Genomic DNA, 20,138 nt, shown 5'->3' on the forward strand with positions numbered 1-20,138 from the left:
ACGCCGACGGCCGCCCCCGACCCGTTCTAACCTGGACATATGGATCTGCCCAGCGACGTTCACCCCACCGTCGAGGACCCGCGCGTGGAGCGCGCGCGGTACTGGCGTTTCTCCGGGCTGCCCGACACCGAGCTCCTCACGGCGCGGTTCGTCACCACGGCCTTCACGAGGCACACCCATCCCACGTACACGATCGGCATGATCACGGCCGGGATCGAGGAGTACTCGCACGCGGGCGGGAGTTCGCGGGTGGGGCCGGGCGGTCTGGCCGTGGTCGGCCCCGACGAGGTGCACACCGGCCACGCAGGGGTGCCCGAGGGATGGGGGTACCGGGTGTTCTACCCCGCGCCCGAGGTGGTCGAGGGCATCGGCCGGGAGCTGGGGATGCGCGGGACCCCGGGCTTCGCCGGGTCCGGTATCCACGCCCCCGAGGTCTCGGCGGTGCTGGTGCGGGCGCACATGGCGGCCGAGCGCGGGGAGCGGCTGACCGCCTCCTCCCTGGCCCGGCAGGGCATCGCCATGCTGCTGCGCTCGCACGGGCGCGAACGCGGCTCGCGGGGACCGGACCCCGCCGCGCGACCCGAGGTGGCGCTGGCGCGGGAACTGCTCGCGGCGCGTCTGGTGGACCCGCCGACCCTGGAGGAACTGGCGACGCACACCGGGCTCGGGCCGTTCGCCCTGGCCAGGGCCTTCCGGGCGGCCTACGGCCTGCCCCCGCACGCCTATCTGAACCAGATGCGGGTGGACCGGGCCCGCTCCCTCCTGCTCCGGGGGCGCCGCGCGGGCGAGGTGGCCGTGGAGGTCGGCTTCGCCGACCAGTCCCACCTGACCCGCCATTTCCGCCGCCACCTGGGCGTCCCGCCCGTCGCCTACCAGCGCGCCCTGCGTGCCTCCTGATCCTCGCCCCGGCACCCACCGGATCGTCAGAGGACGCCGCACCGCCGGGGCCCTGACCACGGAGCTGGTCGACAACCTGTGGGTGCGCCTGGTGGACGTGGAGCGGGCCCTGGCCGCGCGCCGCTACGCCCTGCCCCTGGACGTGGTCCTGGAAGTGGACGACGCGTTCTGCCCGTGGAACGCGGACCGCTACCGGCTGCGCGCCGACGGTGATGACGTCCGGTGCGAACGCACCGGGGCCACCGCCGACATGCGGCTGTCCGCGGCCGAACTCGGCGCCGCCTTTCTGGACGGGACGACGTTGGCGTCCCTGGCGGCGGCCGGACGCGGCGCCGAGCCGACGCCGGGCTCCCTGTCGCGTTGCTCGACGGCCTTCCGGGCCGAACGGGAGCCCTTCCATCCCTCCGGTCGGGCCTTCCCCGCCTACTGACCGGCCCTACCGGCGCGCCGGTCCGCGCAAGAACGTTCAAGACCCGCCGACGCGCCCCCTCTAGCGTGGGCGAACGTGAAGACCTTCTCCGTACTCCGCTCACCGGCGGTGCGGGACAGCCTGGGGATCGGTGTCGCCGTCGGCGCCGCCGGTCTGGCCTTCGGCACCGCCGCCGTGGCCGCCGGGCTGTCACCCGCCCAGTCGGTGTTCCTCAGCCTGTTCATGTTCACCGGCGCCTCCCAGTTCGCCCTGGTCGGGGTGATCGCGGGGGGCGGCAACCTCGTCGCGGGCGCGCTGGGCGCCCTCCTGCTGGGGGCCCGCAACACCCTGTACGGGCTGCGGTTGGCCGACATACTCGGGTACCGGGGCACCCGGCGGGCCTTGGCCGCGCACGGGGTGATCGACGAGACCACGGCGGTCACGCTGATCCAGCCGGACCGGGAGTCGGCGCGTACCGCGTTCGTGACGACCTACGTGGTCCTGGGCACCTTCTGGGTCGCCACGACCCTGGTGGGGGCCTTGGCCACCGACCGCGTGGACGACGTCGACGCCTTCGGGCTGGACGCCGTGGGTCCGGCCATCTTCCTGGGGCTGCTGTGGCCCCGCCTGCGTGAGGGAGGGCCGCGCACCTGGCTGATCGCGGCCCTGGGGGCGGGGCTGGCGCTGGCCGCGACCCCGTTCCTTCCGCCCGGGGTCCCGGTACTGTTGGCCGCCTCCGCCGCACTCCTGTCCTTCGTGGGCGCGGACCACGAGCCGAGGGGGGCCCGCGACCGCCCGGGCCCGGGGAGCCCGGCAGCGGGCCCGGGCGGTCGGGGGGCGCGGTCATGACGTTGTGGATCGTGCTGATCGCCACGGCCGCCGGGTGCTACCTGCTCAAGTACGCGGGGCTGGCGGCCCCACGCCGCCTGCTGGACAACCCGTGGCTCCAGCGCTTCGCGATGGCCGTGCCGCTGGCCCTGCTGGCCGCGCTGATCGCCGTGCAGGCCCTGGGCGACGGCCAGGCCCTGCACTGGGACACCGCCCGGATGGCGGGCGTGGGTGCGGCCCTGCTCGCCCTGGTGCTGCGCGCACCGTTCCTGCTGGTGGTGGTGGCCGCCGCCGGGACGACCGCCGCGCTGCGCGCCCTCGGGGTGGCGTAGGAGCCTCCCGTGGCGGTACGGGCGGGGTTGTCCACAGGCGGCGGGGGTCGGCCTTGACCGGTCATGGGCCGCCTGCCAGAGTCAGCCGCACGTGTTCTGTGGCACACCCCTGCCCCGGGGGCGCGCCGAGTGGACCTTGCGACGATGGAAGGACCCGCCTCCATGGCCCCAGCCGCACCACGGCCCCAGCCCCCCACCGACACCGCCGCGCACGCGGCGGTGTCGGTCCTGGCCGCCGCCGGGATCAGACGGTGCTACACCGTCCCCGGCGAGAGCTTCCTCGAACTGGCCGACGCCATCGACCAGCACCCGGAGATGGCCCTGGTCTCCACCCGCCACGAGGGCGGCGCCGCCTTCATGGCGGAGGCCGACGCCAAGCTCACCGGGGTCCCCGCGGTGGCCGCCGCGACGCGCGGCCCCGGGGCGGCCAACCTGGCGGTGGGCGTGCACACCGCCATGCAGGACTCCACCCCGATGATCGTCTTCCTCGGCCAGGCCGAGACCGAGCGCCTGGGCCGGGAGGCCTTCCAGGAGGTGGACCTGACCGCCTTCTACGCGCCCATCACCAAGTGGTCGACCACCGTGCACCGGGCCGACCGGCTGGCCGAGGTGACGGCGCGGGCGATCCGGATCGCCACCACCGGCAGACCGGGCCCGGTGGCCATCGCCGTGCCGGGCGACCTGTTCGGCCAGCGGGTGGGCCCGACGCCCGCGCCGCACGTACCGGTGGTCCCGCGGCCCCCGCTGGGCGAGGAGGACCGGGACCGGCTGTCGACCTGGCTGGCCCGGGCCGTGCGCCCGGTCATCATCGCCGGGGGCGGGGCGCGCGCGGCGCGCGCGGACCTGGTGCGCGTGGCCGAGTTGTACAGCGCCGGGGTCTACGCGTCCTGGCGGCGCCAGGACGTGTTCCCCAACGACCACCCGCTCTACCTCGGACACCTGGGACTGGGCGCGCCGAGCGGGGTGCTGGGGGCCCTGGCCGACGCGGACGCGGTGCTGGTGGTGGGCTGCCGGATGAGCGAGACCACCACACAGGGGTACCGGCTGCCCGAGTCGGACGAACGCACGCGCGTCGCACAGATCGACATCGACCCCCAGCAGGTCGGCGCCACCAAGGACGTGTGGCTGGGGGCGGTGGCCGACGCGGGCGAGGCCTTGCGGTCCCTGGCCGCCGCTCCGGTGAAGGCGCCCTACCGCGACTGGAGCGCGGCCCGGCGGCTGTGGGTGGAGAGCGCCACCGTCCCGGCGGAGGCCGAGCGGCACCGGGGCGCCCGCATGCACCCGTGGTCGGTGATCGCCGGGATGCGGGAGGCCCTGCCCGAGGACGCCCTGATCACCAACGACGCGGGCAACTTCGCCTCGTTCCTGCACCGGGGGTGGTGGTACCGGCACGCGGACTCCCAGCTGGCGCCGACCAGCGGGGCCATGGGTTACGCCGTTCCCGCCGCGGTGGCCGCCAAGCTGGCCGCCCCCGACCGGACGGTGGTGGCGGTGGCCGGTGACGGCGGCGCGCTGATGACCGGGCAGGAGCTGGAGACGGCGGTGCGCCACGGCGCGGCGATCACGGTGATCGTGTTCCAGAACGGGCTCTACGGAACCATCGCGATGCACCAGGCGCGTGAGCTGGGACGGATCGCGGCGACGGAGATCAGCGGGCCCCTGGACCTGGCCGGGTACGCCCGCGCGCTGGGGGCCCGGGGCGCCACCGCGCACACCCGTGAGGAGCTGGAGAAGGCCCTGTCCGAGGCGGTGGGCGCGGACCTGCCCACCCTGGTGGACGTGCGCACCGACCCGGAGGTGATCAGCCCGACCGCCACCCTGACGGATCTGCTCGGCGAGGCCTGAACGACGGCGGGGGCGGGACGGCCCCGCCCCCGCCGTCACCCCTTCCGACTCACTCGGTGTAGGAGGCGGCCGCCTCCCGCAGCGCGCGGACCACGGCCCTGATCGCGGGCCGACGGGAGGCGTCGGTGCGCCAGAACACGTACACCTGGCGCACCATGGCGGGCTGGACCGGTACCACCCGCACCCCCTCGGGCAGGGGGCCACGCCCGAGCCGGGGCATGACGGCGGCGCCGATCCCGGCCGCGATGAGCGCCAGCTTGGTCTGGTGTTCCTCCACCGAGTGGATGACATGGGGCTCGGCTCCGCGCGCCCGGATGATGTCGTGCAGCCAGTCGTCGCAGATGGAACCCCTGGTCCAGCTGATCCACGGCAGGTCCAGGATCTCGTCCAGCTCCAGGATCTCGCGATGGGCCAGGGGGTGGTCCGAGGGCAGCGCGATGTCGCCGACGTCCTCCATGAGCGAGGCGCGGGTCATGCCCTGCGGCAGTTGCAGCGGCGCCCCCATCCAGTCCACGACCAGGGCCAGGTCGGCGTCGCCGCGCACCATCGCGGGGACGCTCTCCTGGGGTTCGTCCTCGTGCAGCTCGACGCGTAGCCCCGGGTGGGCCTCACGCAGGGCGGGCAGCGCGGTGGGCAGCAGCCCGCGCACCGCCGTGGGGGTGGCGGACAGCCGCAGGTGACCGGTGACCTCGCCCCGGTGGGCCTCCAGGTCGGCCTGCGCCCGGTGGACCAGGGAGAGGATGCGGGAGGTGTGTTCCACCAGGAGCTCGGCGGCGTCGGTGAGGCGCACACCCCGCCCGTTGCGCTCGACCAGCGGCTGGCCGACCTCGCGTTCGAGCTTGGTCAGCTGTTGGGAGACGGCGGAGTTGGTGACGTGCAGGGCCTGGGAGGCGGCGCTGAGGGACCCGTGGGCGGCGATGGCGTGGAGGACGCGGAGCCGTTCGACACTGAGCATGTAAGCAAAACTAACGCGCTGGTTTAGTGAAACGAAGTAGACCTAAGCGATCGTGTGCGGATAGAAACATCCCATGACCACTCTCCCCGGCGCCCTCGCCACGCCGGTAGCCGCCCCGCACCCGCCGCGCTCCCCCTTCCTGGACTGGCGCGCCAAGTTCGTCCTGCTCGCGCTCATCTGGGGCATGAGCTTCGTCCTCATCCGGATCGGCGCCGAGGTCCTCGCCCCGCTCCAGCTGGCCCTCGGGCGCATGGGAACCGGAGCCCTGGCCCTACTCGCCGTCCTGTTCCTGAGCCGAGGTCGGCTGCCGTCCTCGCCCCGGCTGTGGGGACACATGTTCGTGGCCGCCCTGCTGCTGAACACCGTGCCGTTCACCCTGTTCGGCTACGCCGCCCAGCTGATCCCGTCCGCCCTGATGGGGATCGTCAACGCCTCCACCCCGCTGTTCGGGGTCGTGTTCGCCATGCTGATCCTGACCGACGAACGCCCCGACCGGACCCGCCTGCTCGGCCTGGGCATCGGCTTCCTCGGGGTCCTCACCGTCTTCGGGGTCTGGAACTCCCTGGGCGGCCTCGACGTCTCCGGCGACGACGCCCTGATCGGCATGCTCCTGGTCGTGGGCGCCACCGTCTGCTACGGGATCGGCACCCCCTACCTGCGCCGGTTCGTGGCGGGCAGCCCGCACACCGCGCTGGAGCTGAGCTCCCTCCAGATGCTGCTCGGAACCCTGCCCCTGCTGGTGCTGACGCCGCTGTTCACCTCGGCGCCGACCGACCTGACCTGGCGGGCGGCGCTCGCCGTGACCGCGCTGGGCGTGTTCGGCACCGGGTTCGCCTACATCCTCAACTACGCGGTGGTCCGCGTGGCGGGCGCGACCGTGGCCACCACCGTCACCTACGTGGTCCCGGTGGTGGCCGTCACCGCGGGGGTGGTCCTGCTCGGCGAGACCCTGACCTGGAACCAGCCGGTCGGAGCGCTCGTGATCATCCTGGGCGCGGCCCTGTGCCAGGGGGTCCTACGCGTCCGCCGCCCGGCCCCGGAGGGGGCGGGACGGCGGAGTACGTGAGGCCGAGGGGGCCCGGCGGGGCCGTGGCGGTCAGTCCTCGCGGAGGACCTCCACGGCCGCCCGCAGATCGTCGGGGTAGGGACTGGAGAACTCCACCGGGCGGTGCTCGGTGGGGTGGTCGAAGCCCAGCCGCACCGCGTGCAGCCACTGGCGCCGGACCCCGAGCCGCTCGGCCAGTGTGGGGTCGGCACCGTACAGGTGGTCGCCCACGCACGGGTGCCGCAGGGCGGACATGTGCACCCTGATCTGGTGGGTGCGGCCCGTCTCCAGCTTGATCTCCAGCAGACTGGCGGCCCGGAAGGCCTCCTGGGTGTCGTAGTGCGTCACCGAGGGGCGCCCGCCCGCGACCACCGCCCAGCGGCCGTCGCCCGCCGGGTGGCGGTCGATCGGAGCGTCGACGGTGCCGCGCAGCGGGTCCGGGTGCCCCTGGACCAGCGTGTGGTAGCGCTTGTCGACGGTGCGTTCCTTGAACGCCCGCTTGAGCACGCTGTAGGCGGTCTCGCTCTTGGCCACGACCATCAGGCCGGTGGTGTTGGCGTCCAGCCGGTGCACGATGCCCTGACGCTCGGCGGCGCCGCTGGTGGCCAGCCGCACCCCGGAGGCCAGCAGGCCCTCCAGCACGCTGGGCCCGGTCCAGCCGACCGTGGGGTGCGCGACCACGCCGACCGGCTTGTCCACCACGATGATGTCGGCGTCCTCGTGCACGATCCGCATGCCCGGGACGGCCTCGGCCCGGGGCACCGGGGCGGTGGGCGGCGGCGGGAGGGTGACCTCCAGCCACGCCCCGGCGCTCACCCGGTCGGACTTGGCCGCCTCGGCACCGTCGAGGAGCACCCCGCCGTCGCCGATGATCTCGGCCGCGCGGGTCCGGGAGAGCCCGAACATCCGCGCGATCGCGGCGTCGAGCCGGTCGCCCTCGAGGCCGTCGGGGACGGGCAGACTCCTGATGTCGCTCATGCGCCGTTCCCCTTGTCGTTGTCGCCGTCCTTCGCGGACGGCTCGTCCGGCTCCGCCGTCTCGTCCACGGCCCGGGTGCCGTCCAGGTTGAGCCCCTTGAACGTGAGCGCCACCACCAGACAGGCGCCGACGACCACGCAGGAGTCGGCCAGGTTGAAGACGGGGAAGGTCCCGACGCTGATGAAGTCGACGACCGCGCCGGTGCCGGGGGTCTCGCCCCGGAAGTAGCGGTCGACGAGGTTGCCCGCGGCGCCACCCATCATCAGGCCCAGGGTGGCACCCCACCAGAGGCTGCGCACCCGCCAGCCGATCCAGGCGATCGCGAGGACCACGACGGAGGCGATGGCGGTGAACACCCAGGTGTAGCCGGTGCCCAGCGAGAACGCGGCGCCGGTGTTGTAGACCAGGGTGAACTGGACGAGGTCGCCGACGACGTCGAGGCGCTCGCCCGGAGAGAAGGCCGCCAGCACCCACTCCTTGGTCAGGAAGTCGGCGACGATCGCGGTCAGCGCGACCAACAACAGGAGTACGTACCTGCGCGGCCGGGCAACGGTGTTGTCGGTCGTGGTCATGTTGCTGTCCCCGGAGGGCTCTACCTCAGTCAGCGACGCTCCTCGCGCTGTTTGCAGGGGACGCACAGGGTGGCACGCGGAAAGGCCTGGAGTCGTGCCTTTCCGATGGCCTGGCCGCATGACTCGCAGACCCCGTAGGTCCCCGCGTCCATCCGTTCGATCGCCCGCTCGCTCTTGGCGAGCAGGTCACGAGTATTGTAGGCCAACGCCAGATCGTGTTCGCGCTGGAAGGTCTTGGCCCCGGCGTCCGCGGGGTCGTCCCCGGCACCCTCCACGGGGTCGGTGAGCCGCTCGGCGAGCTCCCGCTCCCCCTCGCTCAGCTCCTCCCGCTGGGCCGCGATCTCGCCCTCCAACTGCTCGCGGACCGCCGCGAGCTCCTCCGGCGTCCAGGGCTCCTCGCCCGGTCGCACCGGCAACGCCGCCGCCTGGGTGGCCTTCATCGCACTCCCCCTCCGCCTGCCCCACGACCTCCGCACCCCTCCCGAACTGGGGTTCTCCCCATCGGAGCGGTCGTGAGTGGTGCCGTGAGCCTAGGCAATCAGCCGCGCCAAGGCAACGATCCCGACGGTGGGGCGCGCACGCCTCACTCCGCCACGGCGAACCCGCCGTAGTCCTCGGCGAGGAGCCGAAGGTGCGGTTCGTCAAAGACCGCCGATCCGCCGTGCGGCCCGGTCAGCACCTCGATCACCCAGTCGGCGTCCTCGGCGTCGTCCTCGCCCGCGAGGGCGTCCCGGTGCACCCCGCACGGCTCGTAGCCCTGCTCCAGGAGCTGTTCGGCGAGCTCCTCCGCGTCGTCGCGATCGTGCAGGGTCACCAGGACCGCGCCCCGTGTCCGCTCCGTCATGGCCCGTCCTCACCCCTGTTCAGCGGCGCACCCGGCCGCACTGCGTTATCCTGGTGACGTGTCGATGGGGACGAGTAACGCTGGCCCCGACCGGACGCACCCAGCCTAGAGGGGCGGGTACGGCCCAGCGACCCGGGGACGGTGGGAGCCCGGGGGCGACGACCAGCGCGAAGATCACCCCGGAGCCGCCGGAAGAACGGGTGTCGCACCGTGCGCGCACCCCAGTAGAACCGGCACGAACCAACGAAGTGGGACCCGCCCGCGAGCCGCCCAGCGGTCTCGGACGCGGCTCCAAGGAGGGTGGTACCGCGGGGCTGCGCCTCGTCCCTCCGTCAGGAACGCCCCTGATGGAGAAAGGTACGACGGTGACCGACGACCCCCGGCCCGAATCCCGCGCGCTGCCCCAGCTGCCCGCCCAGATCGACCTGCCCGCGACGGAGCGCGAGATCCTCGGCCGCTGGTCGAAGGAGAACGTCTTCCAGCGCTCGCTCGACCAGACGCGCGGCAACGAGAACTGGGTGTTCTACGAGGGTCCGCCGACCGCGAACGGCCAGCCCGGCGTGCACCACGTGGAGGCCCGCGCCTTCAAGGACGTCTTCCCGCGCTTTCGCACCATGCGCGGCTACCACGTCGACCGCAAGGCCGGCTGGGACTGCCACGGCCTGCCGGTCGAGGTCGCGGTGGAGAAGGAACTGGGTCTGAGCGGCAAGAAGGACATCGAGGCCTTCGGTATCGCCGAGTTCAACGACCGCTGCCGCGAATCCGTCCTGCGCAACGTGGACGCCTTCACCTCCATGACCGAGCGCATGGGCTACTGGGTGAACATGGACGACGCCTACCGCACCATGGACCCGCAGTACGTGGAGTCCGTCTGGTGGGCGCTCAAGCAGATCTGGGACAAGGGCCTGCTGGTCCGCGACTACCGGATCAGCCCCTACTGCCCGCGCTGCGGCACGACGCTCTCCGACCACGAGCTGGCCCAGGGCTACGAGACCGTCACCGACCCCTCGGTGTACGTGCGCTTCCCGGTCACGTCCGGCCCGTTGGCCTCCCCCGAGCACCCCACCTCGCTGCTGGTGTGGACCACCACCCCGTGGACCCTGGTGTCCAACACGGCGGTGGCAGTGCACCCGGAGGTCCGGTACGTGGTGGCCACCGACGGCGACGAGCGCCTGGTGGTCGCCGAGCCGCTGTTCGAGAAGGTCCTCGGCGAGGGCTGGGAACTCACGGGCGAGAGCTTCGAGGGCGACGAGATGGAGCGGTGGACCTACCAGCGCCCCTTCGACCTCGTGCCCTTCGACGAGCCCGCGCACTTCGTGGTGCTCGCCGACTACGTCACGGTCGAGGACGGTACGGGTCTGGTCCACCAGTCCCCGGCCTTCGGCGCCGACGACATGCTGGTCTGCCGCTCCTACGGCCTGCCCGTGGTCAACCCGGTGCGGCCGGACGGCACCTTCGAGGCCGAACTGCCGCTCGTGGGCGGGGTCTTCTTCAAGGAGGCCGACAAGACGCTGGTGCGCGACCTCAAGGACCGCGGCCTTCTCTTCCGGCACCTCGACTACGAGCACTCCTACCCGCACTGCTGGCGCTGCCACACCGCGCTGCTCTACTACGCGGTGCCGTCCTGGTACATCCGCACCACGGCCGTCAAGGACGAGCTGCTCGCGCAGAACGACGTCACCACCTGGGTCCCCGAGAACGTCAAGGAGGGCCGCTTCGGCGAGTGGCTGCGCGGCAACGTCGACTGGGCGCTGTCCCGCAACCGCTACTGGGGCACCCCGCTGCCGATCTGGGAGTTCCCCGACGGCCGCCAGATCTGTGTGGGGTCCCTGGAGGAGCTGAGCCGCCTCAGCGGCCAGGACCTGTCCAACCTGGACCCGCACCGCCCCTACGTGGACGACGTCGTCATCCCCGACCCCGACGCCGACCCGTCCCTGCCCGAGGAGCAGCGGGTGGCCCGCCGGGTGCCCGAGGTCATCGACGCCTGGTTCGACTCCGGTTCCATGCCGTTCGCCCAGTGGGGCGCACCGCACGAGAACAAGGAGACCTTCGAGGAGAACTTCCCCGCCCAGTACATCTCCGAGGCCATCGACCAGACCCGCGGCTGGTTCTACTCGCTGCTCGCGGTGAGCACCCTGGTGTTCGGCCGCAACTCGTTCGAGAACGTGGTCGTGCTCGGCCACATCCTCGCCGAGGACGGCCGCAAGATGAGCAAGCACCTCGGCAACGTCATGGAGCCCATCGCGGTGATGGACCGGCACGGCGCCGACGCGCTGCGCTGGTTCATGCTGGCCAGCGGCTCGCCGTGGACCGCCCGCCGGGTCGGTCACGCAGCCCTGGAGGAGATCGTCCGCAAGGTGCTGCTGACCTACTACAGCACCACGTCGTTCTTCACCCTGTACGCCAACGCCGGGAACGGCTGGGACCACTCCAGGCTGGCCGAGGCGCCCGCCCCGCAGGACCGGCCGGTGCTGGACCGCTGGCTGTTGTCGGAGCTGAACGAGGTCGTGCGGGACGTCACCCGGGCGATGGAGGAGTTCGACACGACCGGGGCCGGACGCCGTCTGACCGCGTTCGTCGACGACGTCTCCAACTGGTACGTGCGCCGCTCCCGCCGCCGGTTCTGGGGCGGGGCCGACACGCCCGAGGGCGCGGCCGCCTTCGCGACGCTGTTCGAGGCGTTGGAGACCGTCACCCTGCTGATGGCCCCGGTCGTCCCGTTCCTGACCGAGCACGTGTGGTCGGCGCTGCGCCGCCCGGAGGCTCCCGACTCGGTGCACCTGGCCTCCTGGCCCCGGGTCGACGACGCCCTGATCGGCCCCGAGCTGTCGCGGAACATGGCGCTCACCCGCCGCCTGGTGGAGCTGGGCCGGTCCGCGCGCGTGGACTCGGCCATGCGTACCCGGCAGCCGCTGGCCCGCGCCCTGGTGGGCGCTCCGGGCTTCGCCGACCTGCCGGAGCAGCTCCGCGCCCAGGTGGCCGAGGAGCTCAACGTGGCCGGGCTGGACGCGCTGTCGTCGGTCGGCGGCGACCTCGTGGACTACGTGGTCAAGCCGAACTTCCGGGCCCTGGGCAAGCGGTTCGGCAAGCGTACGCCGCTGGTGGCCAAGGGCATCCAGGCCGCCGACCCGGCCGTGCTGGTGGCCCAGGTCCGCGACACCGGCTGGGCGCAGGTGCGGGTCGAGGACGAGCCGGTCGAGGTCAACGCCGACGAGGTGCTGGTCACCGAGCAGCCCCGCGAGGGTTGGGCGGTGGCCTCCGAGGCCGGGGAGACGGTGGCCCTGGACCTGGAGCTGACTCCGGAGCTGCGCCGCGCCGGTCTGGCCCGTGAGATGGTCCGGATGCTCCAGGAGGCCCGGAAGAACAGCGGTCTGGACGTGTCGGACCGTATCCGGGTGTGGTGGACGACCGAGGACGAGGCGCTCCGTCAGGCGTTGACGGAGCACGGCCGGATGATCGCCGGTGAGGTGCTGGCCGACGCGTTCGCGGCCGGGACGGGCGAGGACGCGCCGCACTCCGCGGAGTCGGAGGAGTTCGACGTGGTGTTCGCGTTCCGCCGCGCCTGAGCCGCCCCCGCGCGCTGACGACGAAGGGCCCCGCTCGGGAGATCTGGGCCCTTCGGTGGTTCGGGGTTCAGCGGGCGGCGGAGGTGTCGGCCTCCGGGGCGTGGTCCGCGTTCCGGGGCCGGTTCCCGGCCTGCTCCGCGCCGTCGACGCCCTCGCCGTCCTCGACGGGACGGGTGGGCTCGTTGGCGGCGGTCTCGTCGGTGGCGGGCGAGCCCGGTCCGGTCTCGTCGGCCTCTTCGGTGGCGTCGGGGACGTCGTCGATCTCGGCGTCGTGCTCCCGGGCGCTCTCGGCGCCGGTTCCGACCGTCTCCTCCGCGACGTCCCGGGGGGTGTCGGGCGCGTCGGCGGCCTCGTCCGATTCCCGGGCCTCGTCGGTCTGATCGCCCGGCTCGACCGGGGCGTCCTCGACGGACTGGGCCTCCTCGGAGGCCTCGTGTTCGGCACCCGGTTCGGCCACCGGCTCCGTCTCTTCCTCACGCGCGTCCGGCTCGGGGGCCGCGTAGGGCTCGGAGGTCGGAGTCTCGGGTGTGTCGGGGGCGGAGGCCGTCGGGACGGACTCGTCGGCGTCGGGCTCGGGGGTCGGAGCCTCGGGTGTGTCGGGGTCGACGGCCTCGGACTCGCCCGTCACCGCCGTGGCGGACGCGGCGGTCACGGCTTCGGAAGACTCATCGGCCTCGGGTACGTCGGACTCGGACGACTCGGGAATCTCGCGCTCGACGGCCTCGGGCTCGGGCTCTGGTACGTCGGGCTCGGAAACGACCCCGGTCTCGGGGGGTTCACTCTCCCCTGCGGGCTGGACGGGGTCCGGCGTGTCCTCTCGAAGGGCGTCGCCCTCCCGGGCGTCGGAGGCCTCGGTGTCCAGCGGGGTGTGGTCCGGTCCGTCGGGTTCGGGGACGGTCTCGGCGTGCGCGGAGTGTTCCTGCGGCCGCGGCTCGGACTCCGGAGTCCCGGTCGGCTCCGGCCAGCTCCCCACGGTGGGGGTCTGCCATCGGGGGACCTCGAACTCCGCCTCTTCGTCACTGTCGTCGGCCGCCGCGGCGGGGGGCGCGTCGGCCTCGTGCCCCTGGGGCACGGGGTGCTCCGTGACGGCGGATTCCCGCACCGGCCGCTCAGCCGGTGCGGGTACGCGCCCGGAGTGCTCCGGTTCCCACTGTGTGCCCGGTTCCGTGCCGACCGCCGTCGCGGCGGCCATCACGGGGACGGACGACTTCCCCAAACCGTCCGTCCGTTCCCGGTCCCTTCCGCTCCCGCCGAACCGTTCCTGGACGAGTGCGCCCAACAACAGGAGGACGCTCAGTCCGCCGAGTCCCAGGGCGACGTACACCAGGGTGGGCTCGGCGAGTACCAGGGCGGCCGCGACGACGACGAGGGCCGCCAGTACCGCCACGGTGGCGAGGAGGCTAAGGATCACGGGTCGACCAGGGCCTTTACACGTGTGGAGCCGGAGTTTTCAGTTGTTCGGAGCCGTGTCCGCTGACGGGTCAGCGACGCTCGTGCGGGGCCTCACCCGGGTGGAAACCACCGTGCTGGGCGGGCTCGGGCTGACCGAACGGGCTGCCGCCGGGGCCGTGCTGCTGGAGCGCCGGGGACCCGCCGGACTGGGGCGCCATCGTCTGGAACCCGCCGGTGGTGTTCGGGTTGGGCTCGATCGACTTGCCGTCCTCGTTGAGCTCGCGCAGCTGACGCTCGAAGTAATCCTTCAGACGGCTGCGGTACTCGCGCTCGAAGTCCTTGAGCACGTTGACCTTGTGCTCCAGCTCCTCGCGCTGCTGGACGAGGCTGCCCATGACCTGGCGGTGGCGCTCCTGGGCGTCACGGTCGAGGTTCTCGGAACGGGCCCGGGCCTCACCGATGATCTGGTCGGCCTGGCGGCGCGCCTTGCCGAGGATGTCCTCGGACTCGTGGCGGGCGCGGCCGAGGGTCTCGTCCGCCTCACGGCGGGCGTCGGAGATCGCCTGGTCGGCGGTCTGCTGGGCCAGGGCCAGGACGCGGGCGGCCGTGTCCATGTTCTCCTCGCCGCCCATGGCGAGGTTGGCTCCGGTCATGCCCATCTGCGGCTGCGGCGCGGGCGGCTGGGGCTGCGGCTCGACGGGCTGCTGCGCCTGGACGGGCTCCGGGCGCATCTGCTCCATCTGCTGCGGGGCCTCGGGGGCCTGCTCCTGCTGGAAGTCCTGCATGCCCGCGTTGGGGACCTTGCCCCGAAGGCACTCGGCCAGTTTGCCGCGCAGTTCCTCGTTCTCCTGGATGAGGCGGTCCAGCTCGGACTCGACCTCGTCGAGGAAGGCGTCGACCTCTTCTTCGTCGTACCCCGGCCGGAGCCGGGTGGTACTGAACTGCTTGTTCCGCACATCAGCGGGTGTCAGCGGCATGTTCGTCTCCTTGGCGCGCTTGGAGTCTGTCCGTAGGGACGCTACCTGATCGTGACCTTACGGCAATCCAGATCATGACCAAGACCACATATCGGAATCCGGGCCGGTACTTTCCGTCCCCGATTCCCTACGCGAAGCTCACCATCAGAGCCCTCAGAACACTCTGAAGGATGATCACGACAAAGAAGAGAATCAGCACACTCAGGTCGAGTGCGACGCTTCCCAGCCGGATCGGCTTGATGAACCTGCGCAGGAACTTCAGTGGCGGGTCGGTGATCGTGTACACGATCTCGGCGAGCACGAGCACGAACCCGGTCGGCCGCCAGGTCCTGGAGAAGGACATCACCATCTCCAGAACCACCCGCGCTATCAGCACGAAGACAAACAGCTGAAGCAGTAGCAGCAGCACGTACAGGACCATACTCACGGTCGTTCCCCGACCCAATCTCTGGACAAATGTGATGATCTAGCTCTGATTGAAGAACCCTCGCTCGGCGATCCGCGCCTTGTCTTCGGCGGTCACCTCGACGTTGGCCGGGGACAGCAGGAACACCTTGTTCGTCACGCGTTCGATACTGCCATGGAGACCGAAGATCAGACCAGCCGCGAAGTCGACCAGACGCTTGGCGTCGCTGTCGACCATCTCGGTCAGGTTCATGATCACCGGCGTACCTTCCCGGAAGTGCTCTCCGATCGTACGCGCCTCGTTGTAGGTGCGTGGATGGAGCGTGGTGATCCGAGCCAGGTCGGCGGTTGAGGCTGTCGTGGTCGTTCCACCGCGCCGTTCACCCGTTCCCAGGTAGTCGCCGGTGTCCGTCACAGCGTCGCCTCGTGTTTCCTCGCCTCGTGGAGTGTCCGCGTCGCGGTCACGCCGCTCCTCCACGCCCTCGTCGAAATCGTCGAACTCATCATATTCGTCCGCATAGCGGTGATCGTAACGGTCGTCCTCCACGAGGCCGAGGTAGACCGCCATCTTGCGCATCGCGCCGGCCATCTCATGTCCTCCGTCGTCCCCGCGGCGTTCTCACCGCAGCCGACTCCTCCGTCGTTTCCAGCCCCTGCGCCCCGCCTCAGCGGGGTGTTCGTCCATTCGGGCGAACGCCACAGACGGGCCCCAAGGTCTATGTGGGGACATTACCCCACGATCGGTCCCCGAGCGCCAAGCAACGCCGTGCCGAGCCGCAGGTGTGTCGCGCCTCTTCCGACCGCGGCCTCCAGGTCCCCGCTCATCCCCGCGGAGACCACCGTCGCCTGAGGGTAGCGATCCCGAATCCGGCTCGCCACCTCGTACAGGACGGCGAAGGCGGCGTCGGGGTCGCCACCGAGCGGGGCCACCGCCATCACGCCCCCGAGTGTCAGCGCCTCGTGCGCGTCGATGTCGTCCGCGAGCGTCGGCGCGTCGGCCGGGTCCACACCGCCGCGCGGACCGAGCACCCCGGCCCGGGAGTCGGTGTCCAGGTTGACCTGGACCAGGCAGGTCAGGCTCCGTCCGGCCGCGGCCGCGCGGTCCCCGAGCGCCCGAGCCAGCTTCGCCCGGTCGACCGAGTGCACCACGTCGGCGTAGGAGGCCACCGAACGCGCCTTGTTGGTCTGGAGCTGGCCCACGAAGTGCCAGGTCAGGTCGAGGTCCGCGGTCTCGGCGGCCTTGGGGGCCGCCTCCTGGTCGCGGTTCTCCCCGACGTCGGTGACGCCCAGCGAGGCGAGAATGCGCACATCACTGGCCGGATAGGTCTTGGTCACGCCGATCAGCGACACCTCGGAGGGGTCGCGGTCGGCCCGCTGGCAGGCCGCCTCGATCCTGGCCCGCGCGGCCGTGAGGTTGGCGCGGACCCGCTCGGTGCGCTCGGGGTCGGTCTGTGACACGGTCGTTCGTTCCTTCTGGGTCGGAGAGGGTGCGCGTGACCGGAACCGGCCCCGGAGGGCGGCTCGGTCGGACGGCTCGGCGGTCAGGTGCGCCAGAGGAAGGAGGCGAACCGTCCGGTGGGCGCGTCGCGCCGGTGGGAGAAGAGTTCGGGGCTCTCCAGGGTGCAGCGTCCGTCGGCCGTGACGTCGGTGACGCCCGCCCGTCGCAGCTGTGCGGTGACCGCGGCGACCATGTCCACACCGGGGGTTCCCCGACGGGTGGTGGAGGCGGCCTCGGGGGTGCGTTCGGCGGTCTGGTCCCGGAGTTCGGCGGGGACCTCGTAGCAGCTGCCGCAGATCGCGGGGCCGAGGAAGACGGTGAGGCGGTCGGCACGGGCGCCCTGGGCGACCATCGTGTCGACGAGGTTGGCGGCGACCCCGTGCGCGGTGCCCAGACGGCCCGAGTGCGCCGCGCCCAGGACACCGGCCTCGGCGTCGACGGCCAGGACCGGCAGGCAGTCGGCGGCCATCGAGGCCAGGACCAGGTCGGACCGGGTGGTGACCACGCCGTCGCAGGTGCCGACCCCGCCGGGCTCCGTCGCCACGAGCACGTCGGCGCTGTGGACCTGGTTCATCCACACGACCCGGTCGACGTCGAACCCGAGCTCCTGGGCCGCCCGTGCGCGGTTGGCGGTGACCGCCTCGCGTGAGTCGCCGGAGCCCAGACCGAGGTTGAGCGAGTCGAACGGAGGCTGGCTCACGCCGCCCTTGCGTTCGGTGACGGCGGCACGGACTCCGTGCCCCAGGTCGATGACGTTGCCCATCGAAGCGACGTGGTCCTTCCCTGTGCCCGGCGGGGGAGGCGGGAGCGGCGGCGGGATGGCGCCCGCCGTCCTCCGCCGCGCCCCGCCGAGGGCGGCGACGGCCCCGCCGCTGGTGGGTCGGGGCCGCTGACACGTCGATGGTACCGGGACCGCGCCGGACTACTTGAGGAACTCCGGCACGTCGAGGTCGTCGGGGTCGTCGAAGATGACCCGACGCCGGGGCGTGGGCACCTCGCCCCGGCGCTCGGAGACCTCCGAGACCGACTGGACGGGGTGGTCCGGCGTCTCCTGTTCCGCCTCGGCCTCAGCGCCGTCGGCCTCTGCCGCCGAGACCACCCGCACCGTCTCCGACTCGACCGCCTCGGACTCGCCCTGGAGCGGTTCGGCCGGGGCCTGGACCTGCGGCTCGGGACGGGCCGGCTCCGGCTCGACCGCGGGCTGGACCGGCGGCATCGCGGGCCGGGGCGCCTCCTGGACCGGCTGGGCCGGACGGGACGGGGTCATCCACGGCATGCTGCTGGCCGGCGCCCCGCTCGCGTCCGCGCCGGGGGGCGTCGCCTTCGTGGACGACTCCTCCCTGCCGGACGTGATGCCTGCCGTGGGGGCGACGGCCTCAGGAGGGTCCACCGGCTGGCGCTCCCGGGTGGCGGTACCGGTCGTCTCGGGTTCGTCGAACCCCGCCGCGATCACGGTCACCCGGACCTCGTCGCCCAGGGCGTCGTCGATGACGGCGCCGAAGATGATGTTGGCCTCGGGCGCCGCGGAGTTGGCGACCAGCTGCGCCGCCTCGTTGATCTCGAAGAGTCCGAGGTCGGAGCCGCCCTGGATGGACAACAGCACACCGTGGGCGCCGTCGATGCTCGCTTCCAGCAGTGGTGAGGAGATCGCCAGTTCGGCGGCCGCGACCGCCCTGTCGTCCCCTCTCGCCGATCCGATCCCCATCAGCGCCGATCCCGCCCCGGACATGACCGACTTGACGTCGGCGAAGTCCAGGTTGATCAGGCCCGGGGTGGTGATCAGGTCGGTGATGCCCTGGACACCGGAGAGCAGGACCTGGTCGGCCGCCTTGAAGGCGTCCAGGACGCTGACCTGCCGGTCCGAGATGGACAGGAGCCGGTCGTTGGGGATCACGATGAGGGTGTCGACCTCCTCACGGAGCATCGCTATCCCCGACTCGGCCTGGGTCGCCCGCCGCTTGCCCTCGAATCCGAAGGGGCGGGTGACCACACCGATGGTGAGTGCTCCGAGGGAGCGGGCGATGTTCGCCACGACCGGGGCGCCGCCCGTGCCGGTGCCGCCGCCCTCACCCGCGGTGACGAAGACCATGTCGGCCCCCTTGAGGACCTCCTCGATCTCCTCGCGGTGGTCCTCGGCGGCCTTGCGGCCGACATCGGGGTTGGCGCCCGCGCCAAGGCCACGGGTGAGCTCGCGGCCGACGTCGAGCTTGACGTCCGCGTCGCTCATCAGCAGCGCTTGGGCGTCGGTATTGATCGCGATGAACTCGACGCCTTTGAGCCCCTCTTCGATCATTCGGTTGACGGCGTTGACACCGCCGCCGCCGATACCGACGACTTTGATGACCGCGAGGTAGTTCTGCGGTGCTGCCACGACGAGGGGCCTTTCCGCTCGCATACGCCGTTCCGTCACCGCGTCCGTCGGCCCTGGGGCCACGGGAGCGCCGGCGGTCCGGCATCCGGTTCTACAGTGTGCGTTTCGGGTACCCCCGCACAGCGCCCTGGGGCGACCGTGAGTGGGGGGACCCGGGGCCACCGAAGACCGTTCTGGAACGGTTCCCGTGTACCCCTGAAAGCGTGTCTTACTGCGTTGTTGACGTTGGTTGTGCTTCCCGACAGTAAGCGGACCGCCGAGTGCGAGCAACCGGTGACGAGTTCAGCCTAACGGCGTATAACGCGAGGAAGCGAAGTGCACACTCGGCGCGTCGCGTCTGGAATGTCCTCGTGGGAGCTTCGGTTCGGGGCGCGGAGCACCCGCTCGCGCCCCTTGTCCCCCGAAGCGGCTCTTGCCCCGGCTCGTACGGAGGTATCCCGTTCCTTGGGGCACGCTTCACCGGACGATGGCCAGATCGGGCGTCGCGACGTCGTAGACGCGACCTTCCTCGGGCGGGTGCTCACGCATCAGCACGCGCAGAACATCGCTCTTGCCCGCGGTGTCGTGCGCGTCTCCCCACTCCACGACCGAGCCGTCACCGAGTTCCACGGTGATGTGCCCGGTGTCGGTGGCGTCGATGAGCTGTATCTGGGCGATGAGGGAGTCCGGCGCCTCCTCGACGATGTCGGCGGCGGCGCGCACCGCCGTGTTGCCCTCGATCTCCCCGGTCACCCGGACCAGCGGGTGCGTTCCCGGCCGGTCGGCGGAGTCCTCGATGCGCACGCCGTCCCCGTCGACGAGCCGGTACTCCTCCCCCACCCGGATCGCGAGCAGGGGGCGGCGTTCGACCACCTCCACCCGGAGGGTGGCGGGCCACCCCCGGGTGACCTCGGCGGACTCGACCAGGTCGAGGCTCTCGGCGCGCTCGCCGCCCTGATCCAGGTCGACCCGGACCAGCGGGGTGCCCGTCTCGACGGCCACGGCCGCGACCACCTCCTCCCGCGACACCCGGTCCAGGCCGGTGACCGCGACGTCGCGCACCACCAGCAGCCGGGAGCCGAGCAGAACCCACGTGACCACACAGACCAGGGAAACGACGAGCAGGACGGCGAAGGCGACCTTCCAGGGGTCCGACCCACCGCGTCCCCCGGCCCCGTCGCCGGTCGTGCCTTGGGCCCCGCCTCGTTCCGTGGTCTTCGCTCTGCTGCGGTCAGCGGCCACGTG

The 20,138-nt window shown here is 72.1% G+C and carries 20 protein-coding genes; 7 read left to right on the forward strand and 13 right to left on the reverse strand.

Features of this window, described 5'->3' with window-relative positions:
• The first annotated feature begins 39 nt into the window (after positions 1-39).
• From ACFYL4_RS00355 to ACFYL4_RS00375, 5 genes are all read left to right on the forward strand, one after another.
• Positions 40-897 carry an AraC family transcriptional regulator gene (locus ACFYL4_RS00355; protein ID WP_357757000.1) on the forward strand — a complete coding sequence of 286 codons (858 nt, stop codon included), beginning with the start codon at positions 40-42 and terminating at the stop codon, positions 895-897.
• A complete protein-coding gene (locus ACFYL4_RS00360) occupies positions 887-1,327 on the forward strand; it encodes a sterol carrier protein domain-containing protein (protein ID WP_387515319.1) in 441 nt (146 codons plus the stop codon). Before ACFYL4_RS00355 ends, ACFYL4_RS00360 begins: the two co-directional genes overlap by 11 nt.
• Before the next feature lie 75 nt (positions 1,328-1,402).
• The gene (locus ACFYL4_RS00365) at positions 1,403-2,155 is read left to right on the forward strand and encodes an AzlC family ABC transporter permease (RefSeq protein WP_387515320.1); all 753 of its coding nucleotides are present in this window, start codon (positions 1,403-1,405) and stop codon (positions 2,153-2,155) included.
• Positions 2,152-2,466 carry an AzlD domain-containing protein gene (locus ACFYL4_RS00370; RefSeq protein ID WP_357757006.1) on the forward strand — a complete coding sequence of 105 codons (315 nt, stop codon included), beginning with the start codon at positions 2,152-2,154 and terminating at the stop codon, positions 2,464-2,466. Before ACFYL4_RS00365 ends, ACFYL4_RS00370 begins: the two co-directional genes overlap by 4 nt.
• Before the next feature lie 162 nt (positions 2,467-2,628).
• Positions 2,629-4,311: a thiamine pyrophosphate-dependent enzyme gene (locus tag ACFYL4_RS00375; protein ID WP_387515322.1), complete on the forward strand. Its 1,683-nt coding sequence runs from the start codon at positions 2,629-2,631 to the stop codon at positions 4,309-4,311.
• A 49-nt stretch (positions 4,312-4,360) separates the two neighbouring features.
• Here the strand turns inward: ACFYL4_RS00375 and ACFYL4_RS00380 are convergent, their stop codons facing one another.
• A complete protein-coding gene (locus tag ACFYL4_RS00380; RefSeq protein ID WP_387515324.1) occupies positions 4,361-5,266 on the reverse strand; it encodes a LysR family transcriptional regulator in 906 nt (301 codons plus the stop codon).
• A gap of 73 nt (positions 5,267-5,339) precedes the next feature.
• On the opposite strand from ACFYL4_RS00380, the gene ACFYL4_RS00385 reads away from it, so the two are divergent.
• Entirely contained in the window at positions 5,340-6,332 is a 993-nt protein-coding gene (locus ACFYL4_RS00385; protein WP_387515326.1) for a DMT family transporter, read from the forward strand.
• Between the two features lie 30 nt (positions 6,333-6,362).
• On the opposite strand, the gene ACFYL4_RS00390 is transcribed toward ACFYL4_RS00385, so the two are convergent.
• The 4 genes from ACFYL4_RS00390 to ACFYL4_RS00405 form a co-directional block, all read right to left on the reverse strand.
• Positions 6,363-7,289, reverse strand: coding sequence for an RluA family pseudouridine synthase (locus ACFYL4_RS00390; protein WP_357757017.1), 927 nt, complete (start codon positions 7,287-7,289; stop codon positions 6,363-6,365).
• Positions 7,286-7,861, reverse strand: a complete 576-nt coding sequence (gene lspA / locus ACFYL4_RS00395; protein WP_387515328.1) for a signal peptidase II — start codon at positions 7,859-7,861, stop codon at positions 7,286-7,288. The genes ACFYL4_RS00390 and lspA overlap by 4 nt, the downstream gene beginning before the upstream one ends.
• A 29-nt stretch (positions 7,862-7,890) precedes the next feature.
• Positions 7,891-8,301 (reverse strand): TraR/DksA C4-type zinc finger protein, encoded by a 411-nt coding sequence (locus ACFYL4_RS00400; protein ID WP_357757022.1) that lies wholly within the window; start codon positions 8,299-8,301, stop codon positions 7,891-7,893.
• Between the two features lie 143 nt (positions 8,302-8,444).
• Complete coding sequence (locus ACFYL4_RS00405) at positions 8,445-8,705, reverse strand: hypothetical protein (protein WP_387515330.1); 261 nt, start codon at positions 8,703-8,705, stop codon at positions 8,445-8,447.
• 365 nt (positions 8,706-9,070) lie between these two features.
• Between ACFYL4_RS00405 and ileS the strand changes: the two genes are divergently transcribed.
• On the forward strand, positions 9,071-12,271 hold the full coding sequence (gene ileS, locus ACFYL4_RS00410; RefSeq protein WP_387515933.1) for an isoleucine--tRNA ligase: 3,201 nt from the start codon (positions 9,071-9,073) through the stop codon (positions 12,269-12,271).
• Positions 12,272-12,338: 67 nt separating this feature from the next.
• On the opposite strand, the gene ACFYL4_RS00415 is transcribed toward ileS, so the two are convergent.
• The 8 genes from ACFYL4_RS00415 to ACFYL4_RS00450 form a co-directional block, all read right to left on the reverse strand.
• Positions 12,339-13,682, reverse strand: coding sequence for a hypothetical protein (locus ACFYL4_RS00415; RefSeq protein ID WP_387515332.1), 1,344 nt, complete (start codon positions 13,680-13,682; stop codon positions 12,339-12,341).
• 70 nt (positions 13,683-13,752) lie between these two features.
• On the reverse strand, positions 13,753-14,640 hold the full coding sequence (locus ACFYL4_RS00420; protein WP_357757030.1) for a DivIVA domain-containing protein: 888 nt from the start codon (positions 14,638-14,640) through the stop codon (positions 13,753-13,755).
• Positions 14,641-14,767: 127 nt separating this feature from the next.
• The gene (locus ACFYL4_RS00425; RefSeq protein WP_357757033.1) at positions 14,768-15,067 is read right to left on the reverse strand and encodes a YggT family protein; all 300 of its coding nucleotides are present in this window, start codon (positions 15,065-15,067) and stop codon (positions 14,768-14,770) included.
• 39 nt (positions 15,068-15,106) lie between these two features.
• The gene (locus ACFYL4_RS00430; RefSeq protein WP_357757036.1) at positions 15,107-15,634 is read right to left on the reverse strand and encodes a cell division protein SepF; all 528 of its coding nucleotides are present in this window, start codon (positions 15,632-15,634) and stop codon (positions 15,107-15,109) included.
• A gap of 140 nt (positions 15,635-15,774) precedes the next feature.
• A complete protein-coding gene (locus ACFYL4_RS00435; protein WP_357757039.1) occupies positions 15,775-16,503 on the reverse strand; it encodes a YggS family pyridoxal phosphate-dependent enzyme in 729 nt (242 codons plus the stop codon).
• Between the two features lie 83 nt (positions 16,504-16,586).
• Positions 16,587-17,306 (reverse strand): peptidoglycan editing factor PgeF, encoded by a 720-nt coding sequence (gene pgeF / locus ACFYL4_RS00440; RefSeq protein ID WP_387515335.1) that lies wholly within the window; start codon positions 17,304-17,306, stop codon positions 16,587-16,589.
• A 159-nt stretch (positions 17,307-17,465) separates the two neighbouring features.
• Positions 17,466-18,914, reverse strand: coding sequence for a cell division protein FtsZ (gene ftsZ / locus ACFYL4_RS00445; RefSeq protein ID WP_357757044.1), 1,449 nt, complete (start codon positions 18,912-18,914; stop codon positions 17,466-17,468).
• Between the two features lie 456 nt (positions 18,915-19,370).
• Complete coding sequence (locus ACFYL4_RS00450; RefSeq protein ID WP_387515337.1) at positions 19,371-20,135, reverse strand: cell division protein FtsQ/DivIB; 765 nt, start codon at positions 20,133-20,135, stop codon at positions 19,371-19,373.
• Positions 20,136-20,138 lie beyond the last annotated feature (3 nt).

Source organism: Nocardiopsis sp. NPDC006938 (genome assembly GCF_042869555.1).
In the GTDB taxonomy this organism is placed as follows: Bacteria; Actinomycetota; Actinomycetes; order Streptosporangiales; family Streptosporangiaceae; genus Nocardiopsis.

What these genes read in the sequence shown, in the direction of transcription:
- ACFYL4_RS00370 (WP_357757006.1), top strand. Translation starts at nt 2,152, where the DNA reads ATGACGTTGTGGATCGTGCTGATCGCCACGGCCGCCGGGTGCTACCTG.
- ACFYL4_RS00400 (WP_357757022.1), bottom strand. Translation starts at nt 8,301, where the DNA reads ATGAAGGCCACCCAGGCGGCGGCGTTGCCGGTGCGACCGGGCGAGGAG.
- ACFYL4_RS00385 (WP_387515326.1), top strand. Translation starts at nt 5,340, where the DNA reads ATGACCACTCTCCCCGGCGCCCTCGCCACGCCGGTAGCCGCCCCGCAC.
- ACFYL4_RS00390 (WP_357757017.1), bottom strand. Translation starts at nt 7,289, where the DNA reads ATGAGCGACATCAGGAGTCTGCCCGTCCCCGACGGCCTCGAGGGCGAC.
- ACFYL4_RS00405 (WP_387515330.1), bottom strand. Translation starts at nt 8,705, where the DNA reads ATGACGGAGCGGACACGGGGCGCGGTCCTGGTGACCCTGCACGATCGC.
- ACFYL4_RS00430 (WP_357757036.1), bottom strand. Translation starts at nt 15,634, where the DNA reads ATGGCCGGCGCGATGCGCAAGATGGCGGTCTACCTCGGCCTCGTGGAG.
- ACFYL4_RS00355 (WP_357757000.1), top strand. Translation starts at nt 40, where the DNA reads ATGGATCTGCCCAGCGACGTTCACCCCACCGTCGAGGACCCGCGCGTG.
- ACFYL4_RS00420 (WP_357757030.1), bottom strand. Translation starts at nt 14,640, where the DNA reads ATGCCGCTGACACCCGCTGATGTGCGGAACAAGCAGTTCAGTACCACC.
- ACFYL4_RS00375 (WP_387515322.1), top strand. Translation starts at nt 2,629, where the DNA reads ATGGCCCCAGCCGCACCACGGCCCCAGCCCCCCACCGACACCGCCGCG.
- ACFYL4_RS00380 (WP_387515324.1), bottom strand. Translation starts at nt 5,266, where the DNA reads ATGCTCAGTGTCGAACGGCTCCGCGTCCTCCACGCCATCGCCGCCCAC.
- lspA (WP_387515328.1), bottom strand. Translation starts at nt 7,861, where the DNA reads ATGACCACGACCGACAACACCGTTGCCCGGCCGCGCAGGTACGTACTC.
- pgeF (WP_387515335.1), bottom strand. Translation starts at nt 17,306, where the DNA reads ATGGGCAACGTCATCGACCTGGGGCACGGAGTCCGTGCCGCCGTCACC.